General features: G+C 67.6%; 20 protein-coding genes. 10 read left to right on the forward strand and 10 right to left on the reverse strand.

Annotated elements, in window-relative coordinates:
- Nucleotides 1-354: 354 nt before the first annotated feature.
- Both J2Y49_RS31400 and J2Y49_RS31405 read left to right on the forward strand, forming a co-directional pair.
- On the forward strand, nucleotides 355-1359 hold the full coding sequence (locus J2Y49_RS31400; protein ID WP_143273041.1) for a methyl-accepting chemotaxis protein: 1005 nt from the start codon (nucleotides 355-357) through the stop codon (nucleotides 1357-1359).
- 109 nt (nucleotides 1360-1468) lie between these two features.
- Complete coding sequence (locus tag J2Y49_RS31405; RefSeq protein WP_098735132.1) at nucleotides 1469-2437, forward strand: IS5 family transposase; 969 nt, start codon at nucleotides 1469-1471, stop codon at nucleotides 2435-2437.
- Between the two features lie 238 nt (nucleotides 2438-2675).
- Here J2Y49_RS31405 and J2Y49_RS31410 read toward each other — a convergent pair whose 3' ends face one another.
- The 10 genes from J2Y49_RS31410 to J2Y49_RS31455 form a co-directional block, all read right to left on the reverse strand.
- A complete protein-coding gene (locus tag J2Y49_RS31410; RefSeq protein WP_098734995.1) occupies nucleotides 2676-3977 on the reverse strand; it encodes a TRAP transporter large permease subunit in 1302 nt (433 codons plus the stop codon).
- Between the two features lie 16 nt (nucleotides 3978-3993).
- On the reverse strand, nucleotides 3994-4494 hold the full coding sequence (locus tag J2Y49_RS31415; RefSeq protein WP_098734994.1) for a TRAP transporter small permease: 501 nt from the start codon (nucleotides 4492-4494) through the stop codon (nucleotides 3994-3996).
- Nucleotides 4495-4565: 71 nt separating this feature from the next.
- The gene (locus J2Y49_RS31420; RefSeq protein WP_098734993.1) at nucleotides 4566-5618 is read right to left on the reverse strand and encodes a TRAP transporter substrate-binding protein; all 1053 of its coding nucleotides are present in this window, start codon (nucleotides 5616-5618) and stop codon (nucleotides 4566-4568) included.
- A 48-nt stretch (nucleotides 5619-5666) separates the two neighbouring features.
- Nucleotides 5667-7379: a hydantoinase B/oxoprolinase family protein gene (locus J2Y49_RS31425; RefSeq protein WP_098734992.1), complete on the reverse strand. Its 1713-nt coding sequence runs from the start codon at nucleotides 7377-7379 to the stop codon at nucleotides 5667-5669.
- 27 nt (nucleotides 7380-7406) lie between these two features.
- The gene (locus J2Y49_RS31430; protein WP_161957962.1) at nucleotides 7407-9485 is read right to left on the reverse strand and encodes a hydantoinase/oxoprolinase family protein; all 2079 of its coding nucleotides are present in this window, start codon (nucleotides 9483-9485) and stop codon (nucleotides 7407-7409) included.
- Nucleotides 9486-9544: 59 nt separating this feature from the next.
- A complete protein-coding gene (locus J2Y49_RS31435; protein ID WP_098734990.1) occupies nucleotides 9545-10873 on the reverse strand; it encodes a Rieske 2Fe-2S domain-containing protein in 1329 nt (442 codons plus the stop codon).
- A gap of 206 nt (nucleotides 10874-11079) precedes the next feature.
- Nucleotides 11080-12447 (reverse strand): MFS transporter, encoded by a 1368-nt coding sequence (locus tag J2Y49_RS31440; RefSeq protein WP_098734989.1) that lies wholly within the window; start codon nucleotides 12445-12447, stop codon nucleotides 11080-11082.
- Between the two features lie 40 nt (nucleotides 12448-12487).
- A complete protein-coding gene (locus tag J2Y49_RS31445) occupies nucleotides 12488-13120 on the reverse strand; it encodes a MarR family winged helix-turn-helix transcriptional regulator (protein ID WP_204561635.1) in 633 nt (210 codons plus the stop codon).
- A 103-nt stretch (nucleotides 13121-13223) separates the two neighbouring features.
- Entirely contained in the window at nucleotides 13224-14507 is a 1284-nt protein-coding gene (locus J2Y49_RS31450; protein WP_098734987.1) for a Gfo/Idh/MocA family protein, read from the reverse strand.
- Between the two features lie 26 nt (nucleotides 14508-14533).
- Complete coding sequence (locus J2Y49_RS31455) at nucleotides 14534-15307, reverse strand: sulfite exporter TauE/SafE family protein (RefSeq protein WP_098734986.1); 774 nt, start codon at nucleotides 15305-15307, stop codon at nucleotides 14534-14536.
- A gap of 250 nt (nucleotides 15308-15557) precedes the next feature.
- Between J2Y49_RS31455 and J2Y49_RS31460 the strand changes: the two genes are divergently transcribed.
- The 8 genes from J2Y49_RS31460 (at nucleotide 15558) to J2Y49_RS31495 (ending at nucleotide 24295) form a co-directional block, all read left to right on the forward strand.
- Complete coding sequence (locus J2Y49_RS31460) at nucleotides 15558-16529, forward strand: PDR/VanB family oxidoreductase (protein ID WP_204561632.1); 972 nt, start codon at nucleotides 15558-15560, stop codon at nucleotides 16527-16529.
- Between the two features lie 259 nt (nucleotides 16530-16788).
- Entirely contained in the window at nucleotides 16789-17757 is a 969-nt protein-coding gene (locus J2Y49_RS31465) for an ABC transporter substrate-binding protein (RefSeq protein ID WP_098734985.1), read from the forward strand.
- A 22-nt stretch (nucleotides 17758-17779) separates the two neighbouring features.
- Nucleotides 17780-19078 carry a Rieske 2Fe-2S domain-containing protein gene (locus J2Y49_RS31470; RefSeq protein ID WP_310119655.1) on the forward strand — a complete coding sequence of 433 codons (1299 nt, stop codon included), beginning with the start codon at nucleotides 17780-17782 and terminating at the stop codon, nucleotides 19076-19078.
- 433 nt (nucleotides 19079-19511) lie between these two features.
- Nucleotides 19512-20369 (forward strand): ABC transporter ATP-binding protein, encoded by an 858-nt coding sequence (locus J2Y49_RS31475; protein WP_098735109.1) that lies wholly within the window; start codon nucleotides 19512-19514, stop codon nucleotides 20367-20369.
- A gap of 58 nt (nucleotides 20370-20427) precedes the next feature.
- Nucleotides 20428-21180, forward strand: coding sequence for an ABC transporter permease subunit (locus J2Y49_RS31480; protein WP_310119657.1), 753 nt, complete (start codon nucleotides 20428-20430; stop codon nucleotides 21178-21180).
- Nucleotides 21177-21920 carry an ABC transporter permease gene (locus J2Y49_RS31485; protein WP_098735111.1) on the forward strand — a complete coding sequence of 248 codons (744 nt, stop codon included), beginning with the start codon at nucleotides 21177-21179 and terminating at the stop codon, nucleotides 21918-21920. Before J2Y49_RS31480 ends, J2Y49_RS31485 begins: the two co-directional genes overlap by 4 nt.
- 66 nt (nucleotides 21921-21986) lie before the next feature.
- A complete protein-coding gene (locus J2Y49_RS31490; RefSeq protein WP_310119660.1) occupies nucleotides 21987-23309 on the forward strand; it encodes a Rieske 2Fe-2S domain-containing protein in 1323 nt (440 codons plus the stop codon).
- Between the two features lie 29 nt (nucleotides 23310-23338).
- Nucleotides 23339-24295, forward strand: coding sequence for a hypothetical protein (locus J2Y49_RS31495; protein WP_098740255.1), 957 nt, complete (start codon nucleotides 23339-23341; stop codon nucleotides 24293-24295).
- The last annotated feature ends 2 nt before the right edge of the window (nucleotides 24296-24297 follow it).

Raw genomic sequence — 24297 nt, forward strand, 5'->3', positions numbered from 1 at the left:
CTCGTCCGTAAAGATGCGCCGTGTCGTCGTCATTCTTGACCTCTCCGCTCCATCTGGAGCTTAGCAGAGGTGTCCACTGATTCGGAGGAGGGTCAGCTATGGCCTGTCGAAGCTTGGCGGCGAATTGCGCCGGGTCGAGTATGCCGGCCATGAAGCGGCACAGGGTGCCCGGCTCTACCGCTACTTGGTCGAGCTAAGCCGGGCCGAATACCAGATGGGCGCCAACCCGACGAGCGTGGCGACGATCGAAGTGGTCGTCGCCGACCGCAAGGCTGAGGTGCGCGCACATCTGGATCAGGCGCAGACCAGGGGATCGTCAAGCCCATCGGCACGGCGGTGGCCTGCCTGCGCCGCTTGGCCGACGGCGACCTCTCGGTCGACATTACCGGCGCCGACCGCCGGGATGAGGTGGGCGACATCGCCCGCGCCTTGGCGGTGTTCAAGGAGAACGCCCTCGACCGGCAACGCATCCAGGCCGAACAGGAAGCGGAGGCCGAGCGCAAACTGGCCCGGGCCGACAAGGTCAGCGAGACCATCCGCCTGTTCGACCGCGAGGTCAATGACGCCCTGACTGTCATGAGCGCCGCCTCTGCCGCGCTGGAGACGACGGCCCACTCCCTGTCAGCCACGGCGGAGGAGGCGTCGGGACAGATGGCCGCCGTCGGCAGCGCCGCGAGGCAGACTGCCTCGAACGTGCAGACGGTTGCCGCGGCGACCGAGGAGTTGACCTCAACCGTGCAGGAAGTCTCGCGTCAGATGAACGAGGCGCGCAATTTCGCCAGCGAGGCGGCGCGGCAGGCAGAGCAGGCGCAGGGCCAGGTTGGCGCGTTGACCGAGTCGGGCCAGCGGATCAACGACGTGATTGATCTCATCCAGGGCATCGCCAGCCAGACCAACCTGCTTGCCCTGAACGCCACCATCGAGGCGGCACGCGCCGGCGAGGCCGGCAAGGGCTTCGCCGTAGTGGCGTCCGAGGTCAAGCAGTTGGCCACCCAGACCTCGCAGGCGACCGACGAGATCCGCAGCCAAGTCAGCGCGATGCAGACTACCATCGGCGGAGCGGTTTCGGGCATCCAGTCGATTGCGGCGGTGATCTACCGCCTCAACGAAATGGCGACCATGGTGGCCGCCGCCGTCGAGCAACAGGGAGCGGCCACCGCTGAAATCGGCCGCAATGCCGTCGAGGCCGCGCAAGGTACCGCCGAAGTGACCCTCAACATCGGCAGGCTGAAATTCGCTTCGGAATCGACCGCAACGGGATCGAACCAGGTCCTGCAATCCGCTCAGCGAGTGGCAGAGCGGGCCGTCGCGTTGAAGGCCGGCATTCACGCCTTTATCACGGAGGTGAAGGAGGCGTGATGGGGGATGCCATCGTGTGAAGTCGCGCGACTTTGGCGCACAACGGGCTATTGCACGGATAGGGCTGATGCCGTAGGCCATGGCTCCGCCTCCGTTCAGGTTCCTGGCCGTGCCCTACAAAGCGAACGCTGCCCGCCGTCACCACATCACACGGCCGAAGCGGCGCGTGACCAATTGGGCCGCTTATGACGAGGCCTTGCGTCAGCGCGGCAGCCTCACCGTCTGGGTGAGCGACGAGGCGGTCGCGCAGTGGAAGGCGGCGCCCCGGACCACACCGGGTGGTCAGCCCCACTACTCGGACTTGGCGATCACCACGGCCTTGATGCTGAGGGCAGTGTTCCGTCTGGCGCTGCGCCAGACCGAGGGGCTGATCGGTTCCGTCTTGCACCTGCTCGGGCTTGATCTGCCGGTGCAGGATCACTCCACCATCGCGCGCCGGGCCCGGACGGTGACGCTGCCCTCAGCACCGCGCTCGAGCGGCGCGCCCATCCACCTGCTGGTGGACAGCACCGGGCTGAAGCTGTGTGGGCCGGGCGAATGGCTGATCGAGAAGCATGGTACCAAGAAGCGGCGCTCCTGGCACGCCTTGCACATCGGCATGGACGCGGGCAGCGGCCGGATTGTCGCCGCCACGCTGACCGACCGCGGCGTCGATGACGCCTCGCAAGTCGGCCCCTTGCTCGATCAGATCGCCAGACCGGTGGCCTCGCTGACCGGGGACGGCGCGTATGACCGGAGCGGCGTCTACGCGGCCGTGCACGAGCGCCATCCCGAGGCGGCCGTGGTGGCACCACCGCGCAGCGATGCCGTGCTCGGCGACACCGCCCAGACCGTGCCCAGCCAGCGTGACCGCCACATCCAGATAATCGCGCAGCAGGGCCGAATGGCGTGGCAGCGGGCCAGCGGCTACAACAAGCGGGCGGGCGTGGAAAGCCAAATGGCGCGCTGGAAGGGTGTCCTTGGCGAGGCGCTGCGCTTCCACTGTGACGCGGCGCAGGCCACCGAGGTGGCCATCGGCGTCGCGGTCCTCAACCGCATGCTCGACCTTGGACGCCCGAACTCGGTCCGCGTCGTCTGATTATCAACGGGGCTCGGGCAATCTCTTGCTCAGCTCACCTCGCTGCAACACGCCGATCGGGGCGCGTCGTCATGCCGTCCCATACCCCGCACGGCCCGCCCCGGCAACTGGGTGGTTAACAAGTTGACGGTACCGGATCTCCATATCCGTTGAGAGCCGATCCCCTTCAGGTGGTGTCACTCACCAGAAACAGGGGCGTCCATCCCATCAGAACCAACGCTGCTCTGAGCGGTACCGGTCAGCGCATGGCCGTGACCAATACGGAGACGATCCCGGGAAAGGCGAGCACGACCCCGACCGCCAGCAGTTCCAGGACGACGTAGGGACCGCAGATCCGGTAGATTTCGCCCATGCTGATGTCCGGCGGCGCCACCGCCTTCAGCGCGAACAGGTTGAGGCCGAAGGGTGGCGTGATGCCGCCGATGCCAACGATCATCGAGAACAGCACACCGAACCACACCGGCTCGACCCCCAGGGTCTGGATGGCGTTGATCACCAAGGGAATGGTGACGAAGATGACGGAAGTCTGATCCATGAAACAGCCCAGTACCAACGCGATCAGCAGAACGATCAGCACCGCGACGGTGGGGGAACTGGTCACGCCCGCCAGAAACTCGGCGAAACCCGGTGCGATCCCGGTGATCGCCAGGATCTGGCTGTAGGCCTTGGAACCGGCGACGATCAGCATGATCATCGCCGCGATCTCCAGGGCGTCCATCAGGCTTTCGTTGAAGACACGCCAGTTCATCCGGCCATAGGCGGCGGCGACGACAAAGGTCGCGAACGCCCCGGTCGCCGACGCCTCGGTCGGAGTCGCCACCCCCAGATAGATCACCCCGGTGACGAAGAACACCGGCACGATCATCGGCAGCAGCAGCAGCACCCCGCCGAGCCGTACGCGCAGAGTCGCCGGCACCTCCGCCAGCACGCCAGTAAAGCGGCGCGCCTTGATGGCAATGTAGCTGCAGAACAGCAGGATGACGACGATGGCCGGACCGACTCCGGCAATCAGCAGGTCGGCGATGGGAATGCCGGCGAGGCTGCCGATCAGCACGGCCCCGAGGCTCGGCGGGATCAGGTTGGCCAGCGTGCCCGATCCGATGATCGGTCCCATGGCCAGCGTGTTGTCATAGCCGCGCCGCCGCAGGTCGCCGACCATGGTCGCTCCCATCACCGCGGTGGAGGCGACGCTCGCCCCCATCAGCGCACCGTAAAGCGCCCCGCTGCCGATCGCGACGTAGCAACCCGATGCCCGCACGCCGGACAGGATGCGATCGACCGCGTCCAGCACGACGCTGCTCAGCCCGGTGCGGACGAAGATCGTCCCCATCAGCAGGAAGAAGGGGATCGCCGTCAGATGGATGCTGGCGACGCTGGAGAAGGAGGCATGGACGACGAAGGACAGCGCCTCCACCGATCCGAACAGGAAATAGGCGGCGACGATATTGATGATACCGAAGGCGAAAGCGACGGGGATGTTGCTGGCCATCGCCAAGACAAGGCCGCCGGCAAGCAGCAGAAACGCGGTGTACCATTCCATGACCGATCCCTCCCCTTCACTCGGCCGCCACGCGCGGGGCCGGCACGCCGCGCAGGTAGGCGCGCAGATCCTCGATGCCGTTCAGCGCGAACTCCAGGGCCATCAGGCCGCTGCCGACCGGCAGCACCCAGTAGATCGTCCATTGCGGAACCAGGATGGCGTCGGAGAACTGCGAATCACGGGCCAGGATGCGGGCCAATTCGCTCCACGCCAGCCATGTGAAGCCGGCGTTATAGAGGAAGCCGACCAGCCCCAGCACGGCGCCCAACAAGGGGCGGGTCTGCGGGCCGAGGGATTCCTGCAGCAGATCGACAGCGATGTGCCGCCGTCGCGCCAGCACCCAGGGCGCCGCCAGGAAGGTGATGTAGACCATGCCGTAACCGGTGATCTGGTCGGCCCAGACGACCGGTGAGTCGAAGACGTAGCGCAGCACGACGTTGGTGCAGACCAGCCCGACCAGCGCCACGAGGACGACGCGGCTGAACAGCTCCAGCGCCTTGGAGATGGGACGGACCATGATGGCTCCGTTGCGTGTGGAACGATGCAGGACGCCGAGGTCGCGCTCCGGCGCGCCGTTGGCTCATCGGATCAGTTCACGGCCGATCTCAGCTCGAACTTCTCGATGATCTCGTCCTTGTATTTGGAATTGCCGACCAGCCCGGTCAGAATCTCCTTGGGGATCGTCTGGTTCAGGATGGTCTTCAGTTCAGGGGACGACGGCACGACCTGCACGCCGTAGCGCGTCTTCATCTTGTCCATCGCCGCCGCAACGCGGTTCTTCATCCAGGCGAAGCCCTCGACCTCGGTTTCCCGCGCCGTCTCGTCCAGCATCCGCCGGAGGTCCTCCGGCAGCGCATCCCAGCTCTTGGCCGAGATGTAGGTCTCGGTCTCGATGTCGGCGACGTTGGCTTCGGTGACGAATTTCAGCAACTCGCCTTCGTTCAGCAGGTCGATCGACAGCGGATCGCGCAACGCGCCGTCGAGCAGGCCGGTACGCAGAGCCGAATAGACCTCGTTGCTGGCGATGCTGGTGGGCACGATGTCGAGATGACGGACCAGCGGTGCAGTGGTGTCGCCGAAGGTGCGGATCTTCTGACCGCGCGCGTCTTCCGGCTTGGCGATGGGCCGGTTCTTGGTCCACAGGTAGAAGGACAGGCCGGGGCTGGAATATTGCAGGAAGACGACGTCGGCCTTCTCCCGCGAAATCCTCTGGAGCAACGGCGCCGCCTGCTTGGCAGTGCGAATGTGCTCATCGAAGGGCAGATAGTGGAAGAACTGGAGGTCGCGCAACTCGTTGAAGTAGAGCGACGTCGCGACCATCATATCGAACTGGCCGGTCTGCAACGCCTTCAACTGGTCGAACGGCGCCACGATCTCCGGCCCGCCGATGACGCGGATGCGCGCCTTGCCGGTTGCCTTCTTATTGAAGCGTTCGATGAACAGCTTCACCACATGCATCTTGTCGCCCGCCGGGCCGTCGAGCGGGAAGGAGCTGATGAGGGTGAGCGTCCTTTCGGCCGCGGCGGCCTGCGTGACGGGGAACAGCGCAGCCCCCGCCGCCAGCAGGACCGAAAGCGCCGCGACCAGCCGCCCGCGGGAATCGCCCTGGATGGACCGGCGCCGGAACAATGGAATGGCCATGTCTTTTCCTCCGTGTTCGTTTTTCGTCGTCGCCTCGGACGTCCGCCGTCACGCCACCCGTTGCGGAACGGCGGCGCGGTAGCGGCCCCCCGGCAAGGGGGTCAGCACGATCCCGTAATCGGCCGCCGCCCGCTCCGGGGTGACGTAGCCGTCCTCGACATCGGCCAGCACCGCGTCGGGCGACCGCTCCCTCGGGTCGCCCCAGCCGCCGCCGCCCGCCTGCTCGATCGCCACGCGGGTGCCGGCGGACAGCGACATCTGGACCAGACCGGGCAGCGACCGTTCGTCCGGCCCGCCCGGATTGATCAGCGTGTGCGAGATCGCCGCCGGCCCGCCGCCGTTGATGCCGCGCGCCCCGAAGGTGCGCTGCGCCAGCCGCGAGATGAACTCGGCGTCCTGCAACAGCTCGAACTCCCGCCGGTAGCCGAGACCGCCGCGATGCTTGCCCGCCCCCGCCCCGTCGGGCCGGATCGAGAAATCGCGGACCAGGACCGGGAATTCGCGCTCGACGATCTCGATCGGCTGGATCGTCTCGAAGATCATGATCGGGTGGATGATGCCGCAGCCGTCGCCGTGCGCGGTGGCGCCCAGGCCGGTTTCCACGATCTCGTAATGGACGTAGTTGTCGCCGGTCCCGCTGGCCTTGTAGCCGAAGGCGAGCGCGCCGACGCCCAGTCCGGAATCCGCCACCGCCTTGTCCGGCGCCAGCTTGCCCAACGCCTCCATCACGCCATTGAACACCAGATGCGTGGTCGGCATGTAGGAGTTGACCGCCGCCGGGAAGCGCGGGTTGACCACCTTGCCCTCTGGACAGACGAAGCGGATCGGCCGGCGCACCCCGTCGTTGTTGGCGATGGAGTGGTCGACGATCGACAGCACGGCGCCGATTGCCGCCGCCTGCACCACCTGGAAGACGGCGTTGGCCGGGCCGGCGCTCTGATCGGCGCTGCCGGTGAAGTCGATGGTCAGCTCGTCACCCTGCTTGGTCAGCGCGATGTGGACGCGGATCGGATCCTTGGACACGCCGTCGCCGTCGTGCCAGTTCTCGGCCTCCGCCCGGCCGTCCGGCAGGGCGGACAGCGCCGCGCGCAGCCGTTTTTCCGACGCGTCGAGAAGCTGGTCGATGGCGCCCAGCACGCCGGCGGTGCCGAACCGGGCGCACAGCTCGCGCATCAGCTCCGCCCCGATGCGGGTGCAGCCGATCTGGCCCCGGATGTCGCCGATCAGCAGGCGCGGCGTGCGCGAGTTGTTCTCCAGAATGCGGAAGACGCTACGGCTGGGCACCCCCGCCTCGACGATCTTCACCGGCGGGATCAGCATCCCTTCATGAAAGACCGAGCGCGAGGCCGGGCTGCCCGATCCCGGCGACAGGCCGCCGACATCGGGCTTGTGGCCGAAGCTGGTGCAGAAGGCGATCAGTTCGCCGTCCACGAAGACCGGCGTCGCCACCGCCACGTCCGGCGTGTGCGAGACGCCGCCGCGGAAGGGGTCGTTCGACACGAAGGCGTCGCCCTCGCGGATCTCCTCCACCGGGTAGGCGGCCAGGATGCCCTCGACCAGCTTGGCGTAGGGGATGGTGTGAGTGGTCATGCCCGACGCGCCGACGATGCGGCCCCGGCGGTCGGTGATGCCGGCGCTGCCGTCGAAGGATTCGCGCAGGATGGTGGAATAGCCGGTGCGGAACAGCCGGTGCTTCATGATCCGCTGGATTTCATCCAGCCGGTTGGCGATCACTTCCAGCGTGATGGGATCGACAGTCATGGACGCTTCCTTGGCAAGCGGCAAAGGTCAGGCGGCGAAGGTCAGGATCAGATTGCCGTGGCGATCGATCTCCGCCCGCTGGCCGGGAATGACGACGGTGGTGGTGTCGGCCTGCTCGACGATGGCCGGGCCGTCGAACCGGTCGCCCGCCCGTAGGTTCGGCCGCCAATAGACCGGCGTGTCGATCCGCTTGTTGGTGCCGTCGAAGCAGACCGGGCGGCGGCGGGCAATGGCGCGGTCGGGGCTGCCGCCGTCGGCCGGCGGGCAATCCGGCAGCCGCAGCTTGGGCAGCACCGCCAGCGAATCGACGCGGAAATTGACGATCTCGACCGCCGTCTCCTGGGCGCAATGTCCATAGGTGCGTTCGTGCAGGCGATGGAAGGCGGCGCGGATCGCCGGCTTGTCGGCGTCCTCCAGGCGGTCGCCCCCGCAGGGCACCGGCAATTCATAGCCCTGGCCGGCGTAGCGGATTTCCAGGATGCGGGTGATGGCCAGCGCGTCGGCGTCGGTGCCCTCCCGCCGCGCCTCGTCCCGCGCGCGCTCCTCCAGCCCGTCGAACAGCGCGTTCATCGCGTCGCAGTCGTAGCCGTCGAGCAGGCCGGGGTTCGATTGCAGGTAGGTGTGGCGGATGTCAGTCAGCAGCAGCCCCATCGCCGACCCCAGCCCCGGATAGGGCGGCACCACCACGGTGCCGATGCCCATGCTGGCGGCGACCATGCTGGCGTGCACCGGCCCGGCGCCGCCGATGGCGACCAGCGCGAAGTCGCGCGGGTTCAGGCCGCGCGCCATCAGGTTCAGCCGCAGTTCGCTTTCCATGTTGCTGTTGACGATCTTGACGATGCCGAAGGCCGCCTCGGCGACCGTCAGCTTCAGCGGCCCGGCGAGGCGGTCGGCGATGGCCCTGGTCGCCCCGTCGAGGTCGAGCGCCAGCCGGCCCTCCAGGAAGCGCGCCGGGTCGAGGAAACCCAGCACCAGATCGGCGTCGGTGACGGTCGGCTCCTCGCCGCCGCGCCGGTAGCAGACCGGACCGGGAACCGCGCCGGCGCTGTCCGGCCCGACATGCAGGCGGCCGTCGGCGCCGATGCGGGCAATGGTGCCGCCGCCGGCGCCGATGGTGCCGATCTCGTTCATCGGCACCGAGCTGTCATGGCCGGCGACCGTGCCTTCGGTGGTCTCGGTGATCTCGCCGTTGACGATGGTGGCGATGTCGGTGCTGGTGCCGCCGACGTCGAAGGTCACGATATTGGGCAGCCCCAGCAGCTCCGACAGGTAGCGGCCGGAGATGACGCCGGCCGCCGGTCCCGACAGCAGGGTCTGCACCGGGTTGGCGCTCGCCACGTCGATGCTCATCAGGCCGCCGTTGGACTGCATGATGAAGACCTGCGGCGTCGTCACCCCGCGCGCCGTCAGCCCGTCGCCCAACCGCCGCAGATAGCGGTCGAGCGTCGGCCCGACATAGGCGTCGAGCACCGTGGTGGACAGCCGCCGGTACTCGCGCACGATGGGCAGGATGTCGCTGGACAGCGAGACGCGGACGTCGGGGAACGCCTTGCGGATCAGGTCGCGCGTCGCCCGCTCGTGCGCCGGATCCATGAAGGAGAACAGGTAGCACACGGCGATGGAGGTGACGCCGTGCGCCTCCGTCAGTTCCTTCACCGCCCGCACTACCTCGCCGGGGTCGAGCGGCGACAGCACCGACCCGTCGTGGGTCAGGCGTTCGCCGATCTCGCGGGTCTGGCGGGCGGGGATCAGCAGGGCCGGCTTGCGGAACTCCGGGTTCAGCATGTCGGTGGCCGAGGGCTGGCGCGACATGCGCGCCACGTAGACGGCGTTGGTCCCCTTGGTGATGAGCAGGCCGGTGCGCACGCCCTTGCGCTCGATCACCGCGTTGGTGGCGACCGTGGTGCCGTGGGCCAGGAAGCCGATGTCGCCCGACTCGACGTCCGGCTCCATCTCCAGGAAGGCGGCGATGCCGTTCAGCACCGCTTCCGACGGGTCGTGCGGCATGGACGGGGTCTTGATGGTGCGCAGCCGGCCGGTCGCCCGGTCCAGTGCGATGACGTCGGTGAAGGTGCCGCCGGTGTCGATGCCGATCATCCAGGACATCGTGGTCCTCATGTCATGGGGGGCTTGTTGGGGGAACGGGACGGGTCGGCGCGCGCGCCCTACCCCGCCCGGCGGACGACCGATGCCAGATCGCGGAAACCGGCCCTCTCCTCCGCGCCGACCGCGAAGTCGCGCCAGGAGGCCGTCTTGTCGATGATGCCCTCGAAGGACCGGATGGCGGTCTGCGGCAGGCGCGGTTCGTCGGTGCCCAGCGCCGGCGCGCCCTCCAGGAAGGCCTTCACCCCGGTCAGCATCATCTGGCGGAAGCGGACGATGGCGACGTCGCTGGCTCCCAAATTCTCCCGCGTGCGGTCGACGATGGAGCCCATCGTCTCCTGCATCGCCATGTCCTGGTTGGGAATGCCCTCGATCCCGGTGAAATCGCCCAGCTTCATCAGCAGGCGGTTTTGCAGGTAATCGTTCTCGCGGTTGCGCAGCTTGCGGAAATCCTGGTCCAGGTCGATGCCGGGGCGTGCGTGGTTGTCGCGGCGCCAGCGCTCGGTGTCCAGCGTGATGCGGTCGCTCCAGGCGACGAAGTAGAACATCGTGTTGTGGTCGTCGACCGGCACGAAGACCTGCCCCGACCGCCAGGTGTCGTGCGGCGGGATCAAGGTGGTGAAGGGCGCGATGTAGACGGTGACGCGGACATAGTCGGTGGTGTCCGCGTTGTTGATCGGCGTGCGGATCGCCGCATAGCGGAAACCGTACTGCGTGTGCTGCACCTGGATGCGCGGCGCCTTGTCGACCGATGGACGGACCAGCAGCAGTCGTTCCGTGCCGCCCCGGTCGGTCGACCCGGTGACCGTCGCGTCGCTGCGGATGCTCGACGAATGCAGGGTGGAGGAATGGGCGGAATCGATCGATCCCTCGACGCTCTGGACCCAGTTCGCCGCCTCATGGATCTTGGCGATGGCGATGCTGTTGTCGGGTTTGTCGGCCCAGGGCGGCGGCTGGAACCCGGGCATCGTCGCCTTGTCGCCCATGTAGGCCCAGACGAAGCCGCCGGACTCAACCGTCGGGTAGGCGACGTGCTTGACCTTGGTCCTGAAGGCGCTGCCCGGCGGTTCCGACGGCATCTCGGCAATGTTGCCCTCCAGATCGACGGCCCAGCCGTGATAGAGGCAACGCAGCGTGCAGTTCTCGTTCCGCCCCAGCGCCAGCGATGCGCGGCGGTGCGGGCACAGCTCGTCCATCAAACCGACGCGCCCGTCGTCGGCGCGGAACGCCACCAGATTCTCGCCGAACAGGCGCAACCGCTTGGGCTTGCCGCCGGGTTCGGGCAATTCCTCCGACATGCAGGCCGGCACCCAATGGTGCCGCAGCATCCGTCCCATCGGCGCGTCGCCCTCGACGCGGCACAGCAGTTCGTTGTCCTCTCTGGACAGCATGAACGTCCTCCCCGATCGCGTTCGGTCTTTTCGTTGTGGGTGGTGGTCGGCAATCGTTTGCCGTCGCGGGTCGATGACCGGCGTGATGCGAGGCCGGCGCGACCCGGATGCCAGTGGAAGTTTCGGCAGGACGCCGACAACGTAGATATCTAAGTATTATCGTACGTGAACCAAACAATCATGTCCAGCAGCAATGTCTGAGAGCTCTAAGTATTTTCTGCCGTGGTGCCCGTCGGGCGGCGCAGCAGGCTGGCGACGCAGGCGACGGCGGCAAGCGCGCTGGCGAGGCCGACGGTGATCCCCGTCCCCGGCGCGCCGACCGCGCCGGCCAGTCCGAAGACGACGGCCGCCAGCGCGGCGCCGGTGGTCTGACCCAGCAGGCGGGCGGTCGCCTGGATGCCGCTGGCGCCGCCGCTGCGTTCGCGCGGGGCGCTGGTCGCCATCACCCGGTTGTTGGGCGATTGGAACAGGCCGAACCCCAACCCGCACAACACCATCCGCCACGCGATGTCGGCGACCGTCGGCTGGTCGGGCAGCAGCGCGACCGCCGCCAGTCCGGCGGAGAACAGCGCCAGACCGATGCCGCCCAGCACCCCGGCGTCGTGGCGGTCGGCCAACCGGCCGGCGAAGGGTGCCACCAGGGCCACCGCCGCCGGCCATGGCGTGATCAGCAGCCCGCTTTCCATCGCCGTCCGCCCTAGCCCGTGTTGCAGGTAGAAGGGCAGCGACACGAAGGCGAGGCTCTGCGCGGCGAAGGAGCAGACCGATGCCGTTACCGACAACGCGAAGATCGGCAGGCGCAGCAGATCGACCGGCAGCATCGGCGCCGCCCGCGCGCGCTGGCGCCGCACCAGCAGGGCGCCGCACAACAACGCCGCCGCCACCTCCAGCAACGGCCGCGCGGCGCCGTGGTCGCCGAGATCCTTCAGCCCGTCGATCAGCAGCCCGAAGGTCAGGACGTTCAGCCCGGCGCTGACCAGATCGTACGGCCGCGACGCGCGCGGCGTGTCGGGCAGCGAGCGTGCGGCGATCAGCGCGGTCAGCCCCAGCGGGACATTGATGGCGAACAGCCAGTGCCACGACGCCAGCGACAGCACGAAGGCCCCGGCGGTCGGCCCGGCGGCGGACGCGGTGGCGACGATCAGCGCGTAGAACCCGACCCCCCGTCCCAGCCGCTCGGGCGGGAAGATGTAGCGCAGGAAGGCCAGATTGACGCTCATCGTGCCGGCGGCGCCGAAACCCTGGAACACGCGCGCGACGGTCAGCGTGGTCAGCGAATCCGCCGTGGCGCAGGCCAGCGAGGCCAGCGTGAAGACCGCCAGCCCGCCCAAGTAGACCCGGCGGCAGCCGACGATCTCGGCGAGTGACGACAAGGGGAACAGCAGCACCACAACCGCCAACAGGTAGGCGTTGACGACCCGGATCGAGTCGGCCGCGCCGATCCCGAAATCATGCGCGATGGTCGGCAGCGCCACGTTGACGGCGGCGCCATCCAGCACCGCCAGCAGCAGCGACACCGCCATCGTGAACATGGCCCAATAGCGCCGGGGGGCCGACAGGCCCTTCTCGTCCATGCAAGCGTCCGTCGTTCCGGTGAAGGAAGAGTGAGAGTCGTCAGGGAGCCTTGGACACGCGGGGCGCGCCGGCAGCCTTGGTGCCGTTGCGCCGCCGCTCGGACCGGTCGATGATGCGCGACACCTGCCGGGTGGACGGCATGCGGCGCTGCTCCTTCAACCCGTCCGCCTCGTCGGCGATCAGGTTCTGCACCATGGCGACCAGCGTGCGCCGCGTCGCCGCGATGTCGGCGGGATCGACGCCGCGCACCGCGATGGCGTTGACCTCCTCGGCCAGCGGCACGAGCGTGTCCTTCAGCGCGTGGCCTTCCGGCGTCAGGAAGACATGCACCTTCTTGCGGTTTTCCGGCAGATGGCGGCGGATGACGTAGCCCAGTTTCTCCATCGCCACCAGCGCGGAGAAGGTGGTCGATTCCATCAGCCCGGCGTGGTCGCTCAGCTCGCGCTGGGTCAGCCCGTCGTGCTCCCACAGGATGCGCAGGAAGGTCCAATGGCCGAAGGACACGTCATGCTCGGTCAGCCGCATCTGCAACCCGCGCGACAACCCCCGCAAGGCGTCCTTGACCAAATGGGCCAGACGGTCGTTGGGCACCGCCTCGCGCCATTCCTGGCCGGCGACGCTGGTCGGCGGATCGATGCCCAGCGCCGGGTCGGGGTCACCGCCAACCCTCACTATCTTGTCTTCGGAGCGTGTCACACAGCCACCCATCGCGTTACGGGAACAGACCAACGAGCCGATGCGGCAACGCCACCGGCCTTCAAGCTAACCCACCGCTTCACCGGCTGCCAAGCTCCGGCGATGCGGCCATGCCGGGAACGCCGTCGGGCCGGCCGCGACTGAAGATAGGCGCGTTGCCGGGAACCGCAACCTGGCGGCTCAACGTTACCTCGCGCCCCTCGCGCGCCGACCGCAGCATGGCCAGACAGACCTCCAGCGTCGCCAAACCCCAGGCGCCGCCGTGGACCGGCGGGCGGCCGTCCAGGACGGCGGCGCACAGCTCGTCCAGCACCTCGGCACGCGGCACCGTCGGCGGGGGCAGCGGGTCGAGATGGCGGTCGGCGTCGCCGTAGACCAAGACGCCGCGCGGCGTCGGGCGCAGGTCGGCGCGGTCGCAGGACACCACCACCACGCCAAAATGCTGATGAAAGGGCGGGTCATCGGGAAAGGCGCCCGGCGGTTCGTCGGCGCCGCCATAGATGCGGGTGCTCTTGAAGGCCGCCTCGTCGTCGGGACCGGCGACGCGGCCCAGCAGCCGGCGGGCCTGCCCATAGCGCTCGGGATCCTTGGGCTGGCCGCTCTCGCCGACCCAGCCGCAGAACTCGTCGCTGTCGAAATGGGCGTAGCCGCTGTAGGTCAGGGTCGCGACGGCACCGTTCTCGAAGGTCAGCAGGGCGCTGTAGGCGCCCTCGGTCGGGCGGGCCTGGTCCCAGGCGCCGGTGACCGCGCGCACGCTGCGCACCAGCCCGCCGCCCAGCAGCCGCACGACGTCGACCTGATGGGGCGCCTGGTTGAACATCACGCCGCCGCCCCGCTCCGTCGCCAGCTCCTCCGGCCGGCGGGGCCGGTAGAGGAAGTCGGTGTAGTCCATCGCGGTGATCATGCGGACCGCGCCATACTCCCCGCCGGCGATCAGGTCGCGGGCGCGCAGGATCGGCGCGTCGAAGCCGTGGGTGTGGCCGACGATCAGATGGACACCCGCCGCGTCGGCCGCCGCGATCATCGCCCCGGCCTCCTCCAGCGTCAGCGCCATCGGCTTCTCGACCAGGATGTGCTTGCCCGCCGCCGCCGCCAGCGCGACATGGGCGGCGTGGAACTGGTGCGGAGTCGCGACATAGACGGCGTCCAGCGTCGGGTCGGCGCAGAGCTCCTCCACCGTCGCGTGGGCCGGGGCGCCGCAATCGGCGGCGAAGCGGCGGCGCGCCTCCTCGCGCGGGTCGGCGGCTCCGGCCAGGACGACGCGAGGGTGCCGGGACAGGGTCGCCCGCATCGCCATGAAGCCGCGCCCCAATCCGGCGATGCCGAGCCTCAACCGCCTGTCCGCCGTGCCGTGGTCGGCCATGGGGGTCTCTCCCTTCCGTGGATGGTTCAGAACAGCGCCGATTTGACCAGCAGGCTGAGGCCGCTGATCATCAGGACGCCGGTGATGACGCGGCGGAACTGGCGTTCGTTCAACGCCTGGCGCAGCCTCTGCCCGATCAGCAACCCGCCATAGGCGGGTGCGCCGAGCGCCAGCGAGCCGAGCAGGACCGGCCAGCCCACCGCGTCGCTGGCGATCAGGCTGATGTAGAGCGGAATCGCCCCGCAGACGTAGAACAGCGAGATCGTCACCACGAAGGCGTGGCTGGACAGGTTCAGCCGCAGCAGATAGGCGACCAGCGGCGGCCCCGAGAAGGACGAGATCCCACCCAGCAACCCGGCCACCAGCCCGACCAGCGGCGACAGCAGCCGCTCGTGCCGCACCGGGCGGCGTTCCGCCGCGCCGCGCCGCATCTGCATCAGCGCCATCGCCACGGTGACCAGCCCCAGCCCGATGTTCATCGCGCGCGGCGAGGCCGCCACCAGCGCGTTCGCCCCGATCACCGTGGCCGCCAGCAGCGCCAGGATCAGTCCCCAGAATCGCGCCACCGCGCCGGCCAGCAGGTCGCGGTCGTCCAGTTGCAGCAGGTTGCTCGCCAGCACCGGCACCGCCATCAGCGTGATCGCCAGCGGGGCGGACACCACCTGCAGCATGAGCGGGACGGCGATCATCGGCAGGCCGACCCCGGTCGCCCCCTTCACCACCCCGCCGGACAGCACTGCGACCGTGCAGGCCAGCGCGACGGACAGCGTTCCGCCATCGAAACTCAGCGCGGGATTCATCGTCGGGGTTGGCCTTTCGGGACGTGGCTGTCGCGGCGGACGACGGCGCGGAAAAGACGGCGCGGAAAAACCGGCCGCCGGAAAACCGAGAGGGACCGTCGGATTTAACTTGAACAGGCTATCTTAGACGTCTAAGTTTTGTCAATAGTTGGCGTGCCTAACAAACTTGCAAATCGCCGCGGGCTCCGGACCCACCGTCCGACGATGCCCGCGACGACGACGCCGCCCTTCCAATCCAAGGACCGAAAGCATGGCCGAAGACATCGCCGGCACCGACATGACGACGCTGCGCGTGCGGGACATCGCGCGGCTGGCCGACGACATCGTCGCGTTCGAGCTGGTGTCCCCTGACGGTGCCGAGCTGCCGCCCTTCACGGCGGGTGCCCACCTGTCGGTGCGGGTGCCGAACGGGGCGATCCGCCGCTATTCCCTGTGCAACGACCCGGCCGAACGCGACCGCTACGTCATCGCCGTCAAGCGCGACGCGCAGGGGCGTGGCGGCTCAATCAGCCTGATCGACGACACCCGCGTCGGCGACCGGCTGACGGTGTCGGCGCCGCGCAACGACTTCCCGCTGGACGAGGACGCCGCCCACCACATCTTCATCGCCGGCGGCATCGGCATCACGCCGATCCTGTCGATGATCCGCCGGCTGCGCGCAATCGGTGGGTCCTTTTCGCTGTATTACTGCACGCGAACGCCGGAAATGACCGCCTTCCGCGCGGAGCTGTCGATCCCGGAGCTGGCCGATCAGGTCGTGCTGCACCATGACGGGGGCGACCCGGCCTGCGCGCTGGACCTCTGGCCGGTGCTGGAGACGCGGCCGCGCGGCGCGCATCTCTATTGCTGCGGACCGCGTCCATTGATGCAGGCGGTGCGCGACATGACCGGCCATTGGCCGCCCTCGGCCGTGCATTTCGAAGATTTCGGCACCACCACGACGGTGGATGCGGCGGAGGACCGGCCCTTCACCGTCCGCCTCGCCCACGGCGGCGACACGGTGGAGGTGCCGGCCGGGGTCAGCATCCTGGAGGCGTTGCGCGGTCGCGGCCTGAACCTGCCCAGTTCGTGCGAAAGCGGATCCTGCGGGTCCTGCCTGACCGGGCTGGTCGACGGCGACGTGGATCACCGCGACCTTGTGCTAACCCCGGAGGAACGCAAACGGCACATCATCATCTGCGTGTCGCGCGCGAAATCGGGAACGCTGACCCTCGACCTTTGAGAAGGCGGATTCACGGTTTTGCTTGTGGACAAGAATGTTTGGCATGCTAACCTTATTCTTAGATATCTACGATAAAATGCGGGCCGCAAGGCTTTGCGAAAAAAGCGGGCGACACGCCCGGCGGCGCCGAAAACCGGCGTTCGCGACAGGAAGACGGCCGCCAGTCCACAGGGGACGCCCCCAGGGGCTGCGGAACGGCCGCACCGTCCAACAATCCGCCCATCATTGACCTGATGCGCCGTACGGGAGGAAAGAGACGATGAGAAAGATCGCGCTGCTGTTGGTGGCCCTGTGGACGGCGCCATCCCTGCCGGCCGCCGCCGAGCAGATCAACGTCACCCATTGGGGTGAGATCATGCTCGGCGTGCCCTACGCCGTGGCCTTGGAAAAGGGATACTTCAAGGAGGCCGGCGTCGACATCACCGGCATCATCAGCGCCAAGGGCGGCGGCACCACCGTCCGCAACATCATGGCGAGCGAGTTGCCCTATGGCGAGGTGGCGCCATCCGCCGCCATCGCGGCCATCAAATCCGGCTTGCCGATCAAGATCGTGAACGGCAGCGTCCGCACCATCTCAGACTTCGTGCTGGTGGTGCGCCCGGACAGCGACATCAAGTCTTTGAAGGACGTCGTCGGTAAGAAATGGGGGCTGACCAGCGCCAAGTCGAACACCGACATCCTGTCGGCCATGATGCTGGAAAGGGCCGGCATCCCGCGCGACTCCGTGCAGCGCCCGGCCATCGGCAACCAGGCCGCCGTGCTCCAGGCCATCGAGAACGATTCCGTGCAGATCGGCTTCATCCTGGAACCGATGTGGACCAAGGTCAGCAGCCGGATGCGCAGCATCGGCCGCGCCTCCGACGTGTTGCCGCCGATGCTCCAGACCGTCGGCATCGCGTCGACCGACGTCATCAAGGCGCAGCCCGCCAAGATCCGGGCGATCATTGCCGGCCGCCGCAAGGGCGTCGAGTTTGCCCTGAAGAACCCGACGGAGGCCGCCGACATCCTCGTCAAATACTACGAGGGGCTCGATCCCAAGATCGCCCGCGAGGTGGTCGCCGCGCTCGCCAAGGAGAATTACTGGAGCCCCGGCGACATCGAGATGACCGCTCTGCAACAGACCGTCCACGGCCTGGAACTGGTCGGCGAGGTGGAGAAGGGGTTCGACCTCGCGCCCATCATCGACACGTCGATGCTGCCGACCGATCTCCAAGCGAAGTCCAACTGAGACAGCTGCGGAAGACGATGTCATGCTGACCGCCGAAGAGAACGATCTTCTGTGCCGCGTCGAGGGCGACGCCCCGATGGGCCGAATGATGCGGCGCCACTGGATCCCGGCCTGCATGTCGGAGGAGGTGGCGGAGCCGGACGGCGATCCGGTGCGCCTGCGCCTGCTGGGCGAGGACCTGATCGCCTTCCGCGACAGCAAGGGCCGGCTGGGGGTGATCGGAGAGTACTGCCCGCACCGCCGCGCCTCGCTGGTGTTCGCCCGCAATGAGGAGTGCGGGCTGCGCTGCCTCTACCATGGCTGGAAGTTCGACGTGGAGGGCAAGGTCACCGACATGCCGTCCGAGCCGCCGGACAGCAAACTGAAGGAGCGGGTGCGCCACACCGCCTACCCGACGCGCGAGGCCGGCGGCTTCGTCTGGGTCTACATGGACGCCCGGATCGGGGACGGGGCCGCGGTGCCGGAGTTCCGCCCGCCGCCCTGGGCCAAATCGGCGACGACCCGGGTCGGCATCGCCAAGATGCACGTCGCGGCAAACTGGGCGCAGGTGCTGGAAGGCGCCATCGATTCCGCCCATTCCTCCAGCCTGCATTCCTCCAACATCCGCCCCGCCAAGGTCGCCCAAACCATGGCGACCGAGACGGTCGCGACCCGGCCGTCGACCGACAAGGCGCCGCGTCTCCAGGTCCAGCAGACCGAATTCGGCATGCGCTACGCCGCCATCCGCCGGCCGATCACCAACGCCGACACCCATGACTACGTCCGCATCACCGTCTTCGTCGCCCCCTTCGTTGTGATGATCCCGCCCAACAACGTCTATGCGCCGGTGCAGGTGACGGTGCCGATGGACGACACCAACACGATGTTCTATTTCCTGAACACCAGCGAGACCGCCGGGCTCGACCCGGAGGTCTGGCGCAAGCGCAGTGGCGCGCGGGTCGGTGTCGATCTGGACGAGAACTACCGGAAGAAGCGGACCTTCGAGAACCGTTACCTTCAGGATCGCAAGGCGATGAAGCTGGGCGACTTCACCGGCATCTACGGCATCCCGACGCAGGACATGGCGATGTGGGAGACGATGGGCGGCATCGCCGACCGCTCGAAGGAAATCCTCGGCGCCAGTGACGTCGCCATCGTGCAGTTCCGCCGCATGATGGTCGAGGCCGTCCGCGCCTTCCGCGACGGCGATCCCCCCATCGGCTCCGCCGACGCCGTGCCGCGCACAAGCATCCGCGCCTTCGAGGACATCGTGCCCAAATCCACCGACTGGCGCGACCTCGCCCGACCCGATGAGGGGCCGGCGTCCCAAGCGGCGGAGTGACCCGTCCCTCTCGACCCGTCCCTCTCCTGCTCCAGGAGAGGGATTTTCAAACGGCCGACGCATTGTTGCGGCGCAACAGTTCTATTTTTAAAATCTACGCCATTTCTCCTATCTTCCGTAAGTAACCAAATAAAAAATGGTCTTTTGTCTTCTTTGATATTTCAAGATTTCAAAAAATTGCTGTAGACACGGACAATTCACCGTCTTACGCTTGATCTTAGATATCTGCGATGCGGCGAACGACGCGACGACCGGCCTCCGCGGACGCGGTGCCACCGCACTGGAAAGACGACAAGGGAAGGGATCGCATGAAGCGGATAGCCATTGCCATTCCGGCCGCTTCAGCCACCGCCGTGGCGACCGGATGGACCATCACCACCCCAGGAACCGCGCGCGGACGCGCTTCCCGGCCCAGCTTGAAAGGACAGTGACGATGCGTCTGGCCACAGCCTCCCAGATGGTCGCGGAAACGGCGACGGCCGAAGCCCATGTGGAATGCGCCGCGCTGACGCGCAGCTTCCCCGCCGTCAACGGGACCGGTGAACTGCCGGTCCTCGGTCCGATCAGCCTGTCGATCCGGCGGGGCGAGTTCTTTTCCGTCATCGGCCCGTCCGGCTGCGGCAAATCCACCTTCATGGACGTACTGGCCGGGCTGACCACGCCGACCGGCGGAACCGTTCGGTTCGAGGACAAGCCGGTGGTCGGCGGCACGGTGCCCGACGGGATCGGAGCGGTGTTCCAGCAGGACGCCTCGCTGCCCTGGCTCAGCGTGTGGGAGAACATCGCCTTCGGCCTGCGCCGACGCGGCACCGACCCGGTGGAGATCAAGCGGCTGGTCGATTATGCGCTGGGCTTCATGGGGCTGACTCCCTTCGCCCATGCCTACCCCAACCAGCTGTCGGGCGGCATGCGTCAGCGCACCTGCATCGCCCGCACGCTGGTGATGAAGCCGCGCCTGATCCTGCTGGACGAACCCTTTGCCGCGCTCGACGCGCAGACCCGTCTGCTGATGGGCGACGAGCTGCTGCGGCTGTGGCGGGAGACCAACGCGACGGTGGTCCTGATCACCCACGCGCTGGACGAGGCCGCTATGCTGTCCGACCGCGTCGGCGCCATGTCGGCCCGCCCCGGCCGCTTCATCGAACTGATCGAGACCGGATGGTCGCGCGACCGCGACAGCACCATCGTGTCCGACCCCGGTTATGGCGCGCTGTCCAGCCGCCTGTGGAGCGTCCTGCGCAAGGAATCGATGAAGGCGCTCGACCACTCGCTCGGCACCGAGAAGGAATGAGACCATGGGTTCCCTCGCTATGAGTCGAGGTCTTGTCCGAAGGCCGGTCAGGAACACCGTGCGGCGCCGGCGCATCCTGCTGGTGGCCACCGTGGTCGCGCTGCTGGAAGCGGCCTGCAGGGTCGGTCTGATCGATCCCAACACGATGGTCCCGCCCAGCAGCATGGTGGTTGCCCTGGCCGCCCTGCTGCGGGAGGAAGCCATCTACACCGACATGGCGCAGACCTTCTTCGCGGTCGGCGTTTCGGTGGTGGTGGCGACGGTCGCCGGGTTCCTGCTCGGCATCCTCATCCATTCCTTTCCGCGATTACGCCGCGCGGTGGCGCCGATCCTGACCAGCTATTACGCCATCCCGGTCTTCGCCTTCTATCCGGGGTTGGCGGCGGTTATGGGGCTGGGGCCGGGGCCGATCATCATCACGGCGATCTTCAACGCCGTCGTCAGCATGATCATCGCCACCATGGACGCCCTCGACCGTTTTCCCCGCGTACTACTGAAGCTCGCTCATATGCATCATTTCTCGTGGTGGCAGCGGGTGATCCATCTGCAATTGCCGGCCATCGCCTCGAATTTGCTGCCGGGGATCAAGTTGGTGGTCGCCTATTCCTTCATCGGCGTCATCGGCAGCGAGTTCCTGATGGCGGCGGCCGGGGTCGGCTACAAGATTTCCTACGCCTACGACAATTTCAACGTTCCTCGCATGTACGGGTTGATGTTGCTGGTCATTGTCGTGGTCGTCGTCATCAATTCCCTGCTGAGCGTTCCGGAACGCTGGTTCGCGGCGCGGGCGCTGGGACGGAGGGCCGAATGAAACAGATCCGCGACGCCTCCGACTTCCTCCTGCTGATCGCCGGGCTGCTGGTCGCCTGGCAATGTGTCAGCCTCGTGGTGGGCGGCCGGCTGGTCGTGCCGCCGCTGGAAACGCTGCGGGAGATCGGCGTGCTGTTCCACCGGCCCAGCTTCTGGGCACACGTCAACGCCACCGCTCTGGCCTTCGCCTACGCCAGCGCGATCACCATTGTGCTGGGTCTGCTGGCCGGGGTGTGGCTGGGCACCAACCGCGCCGCCTTCGAAACGACGGAGCCGATGCTGGCCTCCATCGCCTCGTTGCCCAAGGTGACGCTCTACCCGATCATCCTGACCATCTGCGGTCTCGGCCTGTCGGCCAAGGTGGCCTTCGGGGTCATCCACGGCATCGTCCCCATCACCCTGTTCACCATGGGCGCCGTCCGCAACATCCAGCCGATCTATCTGCGGGTCGGCGAGATGCACAACCTGTCGCCGCGTGCCCGCTTCTTCCATCTGCTGCTGCCGGCCGCCTTCCCGGAGATCTTCTCGGGCATCCGCGTCGGGCTGTCGGTGACGTTGCTGGGCGTCGTGCTGGGCGAGATGTTCGCGTCGCGCCTGGGTATGGGCTCGATGCTGATGGGCGCGATCGGGCTGGCCGATTTCCCGGCCATCGCTGCGGTCACGCTGATCCTGATCCTGGCCGCGACCGTGCTGAGTTCGGGCCTGCTGTGGATCGACCGCCGCCTGCATCATCGGGACTGAGGGGCTTGCAGCTTGCGCCCATCCCCAACCACATAACTTAGATATCTAATTCTTGGAGCCACGATCATGCTGACCGCCGAAGAGAACGATCTTCTGTGCCGCGTCGAGGGCGACGCCCCGATGGGCCGAATGATGCGGCGCCACTGGATCCCGGCCTGCATGTCGGAGGAGGTGGCGGAGCCGGACGGCGATCCGGTGCGCCTGCGCCTGCTGGGCGAGGACCTGATCGCCTTCCGCGACAGCAAGGGCCGGCTGGGGGTGATCGGAGAGTACTGCCCGCACCGCCGCGCCTCGCTGGTGTTCGCCCGCAATGAGGAGTGCGGGCTGCGCTGCCTCTACCATGGCTGGAAGTTCGACGTGGAGGGCAAGGTCACCGACATGCCGTCCGAGCCGCCGGACAGCAAACTGAAGGAGCGGGTGCGCCACACCGCCTACCCGACGCGCGAGGCCGGCGGCTTCGTCTGGGTCTACATGGACGCCCGGATCGGGGACGGGACCGCGGTGCCGGAGTTCCGCCCGCCGCCCTGGGCCAAATCGGCGACGACCCGGGTCGGCATCGCCAAGATGCACGTCGCGGCAAACTGGGCGCAGGTGCTGGAAGGCGCCATCGATTCCGCCCACTCCTCCAGCCTGCATTCCTCCAACATCCGCCCCGCCAAGGTCGCCCAGACCACGGCGGACAACAAGGTGATGTCGCGCCCTTCGACCGACAAGGCGCCGCGTCTCCAGGTCCAGCAGACCGAATTCGGCATGCGCTACGCCGCCATCCGCCGGCCGATCACCAACGCCGACACCCACGACTACGTCCGCATCACCGTTTTCGTCGCGCCGCTGACCGTGCTGATCCCGCCCAACGACCGGTATGCGCTGGCCCAGCTTTCAGTGCCGATGGATGACACCAACACGATGTTCTATTTCCTGAACTTCAGCGAAACCGACGGGATGGAGCAGGAAGCCTTCCGCAAGATGATGGGTGCCCAGGTCGGCATTGATCTGGACGAGAACTACCGGAAGAAGCGGACCTTCGAGAACCGTTACCTTCAGGATCGCAAGGCGATGAAGCTGGGCGACTTCACCGGCATCTACGGCATCCCGACGCAGGACATGGCGATGTGGGAGACGATGGGCGGCATCGCCGACCGCTCGAAGGAAATCCTCGGCGCCAGCGACGTCGCCATCGTGCAGTTCCGCCGCATGATGGTCGAGGCCGTCCGCGCCTTCCGCGACGGCGATCCCCCCATCGGCTCCGCCGACGCCGTGCCGCGCACAAGCATCCGCGCCTTCGAGGGCATCGTGCCCAAATCCACCGACTGGCGCGACCTCGCCCGACCCGATGAGGGGCCGGCGTCCCTTCAGGTTTCCGAACTGGCGGACAGCCCGGTGTCCTGACCCCCTTTTGAAAAGACTGGAGACACTCCATGGCCAAGATCGTTCTGGGGCTGGGCACCGCGCACAGCACGCAGTGCAGCGTCAAACCCGAATGGTGGGCCGAGCACGCCAAGCTCGACCGCAAGCGCACCCCCTATGAAAGGCTGGAGGCCGACGCCCCCGCCTGGATGCCCGAGCAGTTGACCGACGAGGTGTGGACCCGCAAGTACGAGGCGACGCAGTCGGCCATCGCCACGCTGGGCCGCGCCCTGAAGGACGCGGCGCCCGACGTGCTGGTGGTGGTCGGCGATGACCAGCACGAGCTGTTCCTCGACGATTGCCTGCCCGCCTTCTCGGTCTTCATGGGGCCGGAGATCTGGGATCTGCCGGGCTCGCCCGAGAACCTCGCGCCGTCGCACCGCGCCGGCCGCTGGGCGGTCCACGCCGACGAACCCGACCGCTACGCCTGCGAACCGGCGCTGGCCCGCTGGATGGTGCGTCACCTGATCGACGCCGAATTCGACGTCGCGCAGTTCACCCGCCAGCCGGAAGGCCGCTCGCTCGGCCACGCCTGGACCTTCGTGAAGCGCCGGCTGATGACCGACATGGCCCCGATCCCGATGGTCCCGGTGCTGATCAACACCTATTTCCCGCCGAACCAGCCGACGCCCAAGCGCTGCTACGCGTTGGGACAGGCGATCCGCGCGGCGGTGGAAAGCTGGCCCGACGACCGGCGGGTCGCCGTCGTCGCGTCGGGCGGTCTCAGTCATTTCGTGATCGACGAGGATCTCGACCGCGCCGTCATCAAGGCGATGGCCGACAAGGACGCCGACACCCTGCGCGGCCTGCCGATGGACAAGCTTCAATCCGGGTCGTCGGAAATCCTGAATTGGGTCGTCGCGGCCGGCGCGCTGGAGGATAAGCGGATGGAGCTGGTGGACTATGTTCCCGGCTACCGCTCCAGCGCCGGGACCGGCTGCGGCATGACCTTCGCCACCTGGTCGTGAGG

The organism is Azospirillum sp. BE72 (genome assembly GCF_031455875.1).
In the GTDB taxonomy this organism is placed as follows: Bacteria; Pseudomonadota; Alphaproteobacteria; order Azospirillales; family Azospirillaceae; genus Azospirillum.

What these genes read in the sequence shown, in the direction of transcription:
- J2Y49_RS31440 (WP_098734989.1), bottom strand. Translation starts at nt 12,447, where the DNA reads ATGGACGAGAAGGGCCTGTCGGCCCCCCGGCGCTATTGGGCCATGTTC.
- J2Y49_RS31410 (WP_098734995.1), bottom strand. Translation starts at nt 3,977, where the DNA reads ATGGAATGGTACACCGCGTTTCTGCTGCTTGCCGGCGGCCTTGTCTTG.
- J2Y49_RS31425 (WP_098734992.1), bottom strand. Translation starts at nt 7,379, where the DNA reads ATGACTGTCGATCCCATCACGCTGGAAGTGATCGCCAACCGGCTGGAT.
- J2Y49_RS31485 (WP_098735111.1), top strand. Translation starts at nt 21,177, where the DNA reads ATGAAACAGATCCGCGACGCCTCCGACTTCCTCCTGCTGATCGCCGGG.
- J2Y49_RS31415 (WP_098734994.1), bottom strand. Translation starts at nt 4,494, where the DNA reads ATGGTCCGTCCCATCTCCAAGGCGCTGGAGCTGTTCAGCCGCGTCGTC.
- J2Y49_RS31490 (WP_310119660.1), top strand. Translation starts at nt 21,987, where the DNA reads ATGCTGACCGCCGAAGAGAACGATCTTCTGTGCCGCGTCGAGGGCGAC.
- J2Y49_RS31420 (WP_098734993.1), bottom strand. Translation starts at nt 5,618, where the DNA reads ATGGCCATTCCATTGTTCCGGCGCCGGTCCATCCAGGGCGATTCCCGC.
- J2Y49_RS31460 (WP_204561632.1), top strand. Translation starts at nt 15,558, where the DNA reads ATGGCCGAAGACATCGCCGGCACCGACATGACGACGCTGCGCGTGCGG.
- J2Y49_RS31470 (WP_310119655.1), top strand. Translation starts at nt 17,780, where the DNA reads ATGCTGACCGCCGAAGAGAACGATCTTCTGTGCCGCGTCGAGGGCGAC.
- J2Y49_RS31465 (WP_098734985.1), top strand. Translation starts at nt 16,789, where the DNA reads ATGAGAAAGATCGCGCTGCTGTTGGTGGCCCTGTGGACGGCGCCATCC.
- J2Y49_RS31455 (WP_098734986.1), bottom strand. Translation starts at nt 15,307, where the DNA reads ATGAATCCCGCGCTGAGTTTCGATGGCGGAACGCTGTCCGTCGCGCTG.
- J2Y49_RS31475 (WP_098735109.1), top strand. Translation starts at nt 19,512, where the DNA reads ATGCGTCTGGCCACAGCCTCCCAGATGGTCGCGGAAACGGCGACGGCC.
- J2Y49_RS31435 (WP_098734990.1), bottom strand. Translation starts at nt 10,873, where the DNA reads ATGCTGTCCAGAGAGGACAACGAACTGCTGTGCCGCGTCGAGGGCGAC.
- J2Y49_RS31450 (WP_098734987.1), bottom strand. Translation starts at nt 14,507, where the DNA reads ATGGCCGACCACGGCACGGCGGACAGGCGGTTGAGGCTCGGCATCGCC.
- J2Y49_RS31495 (WP_098740255.1), top strand. Translation starts at nt 23,339, where the DNA reads ATGGCCAAGATCGTTCTGGGGCTGGGCACCGCGCACAGCACGCAGTGC.
- J2Y49_RS31430 (WP_161957962.1), bottom strand. Translation starts at nt 9,485, where the DNA reads ATGTCCTGGATGATCGGCATCGACACCGGCGGCACCTTCACCGACGTC.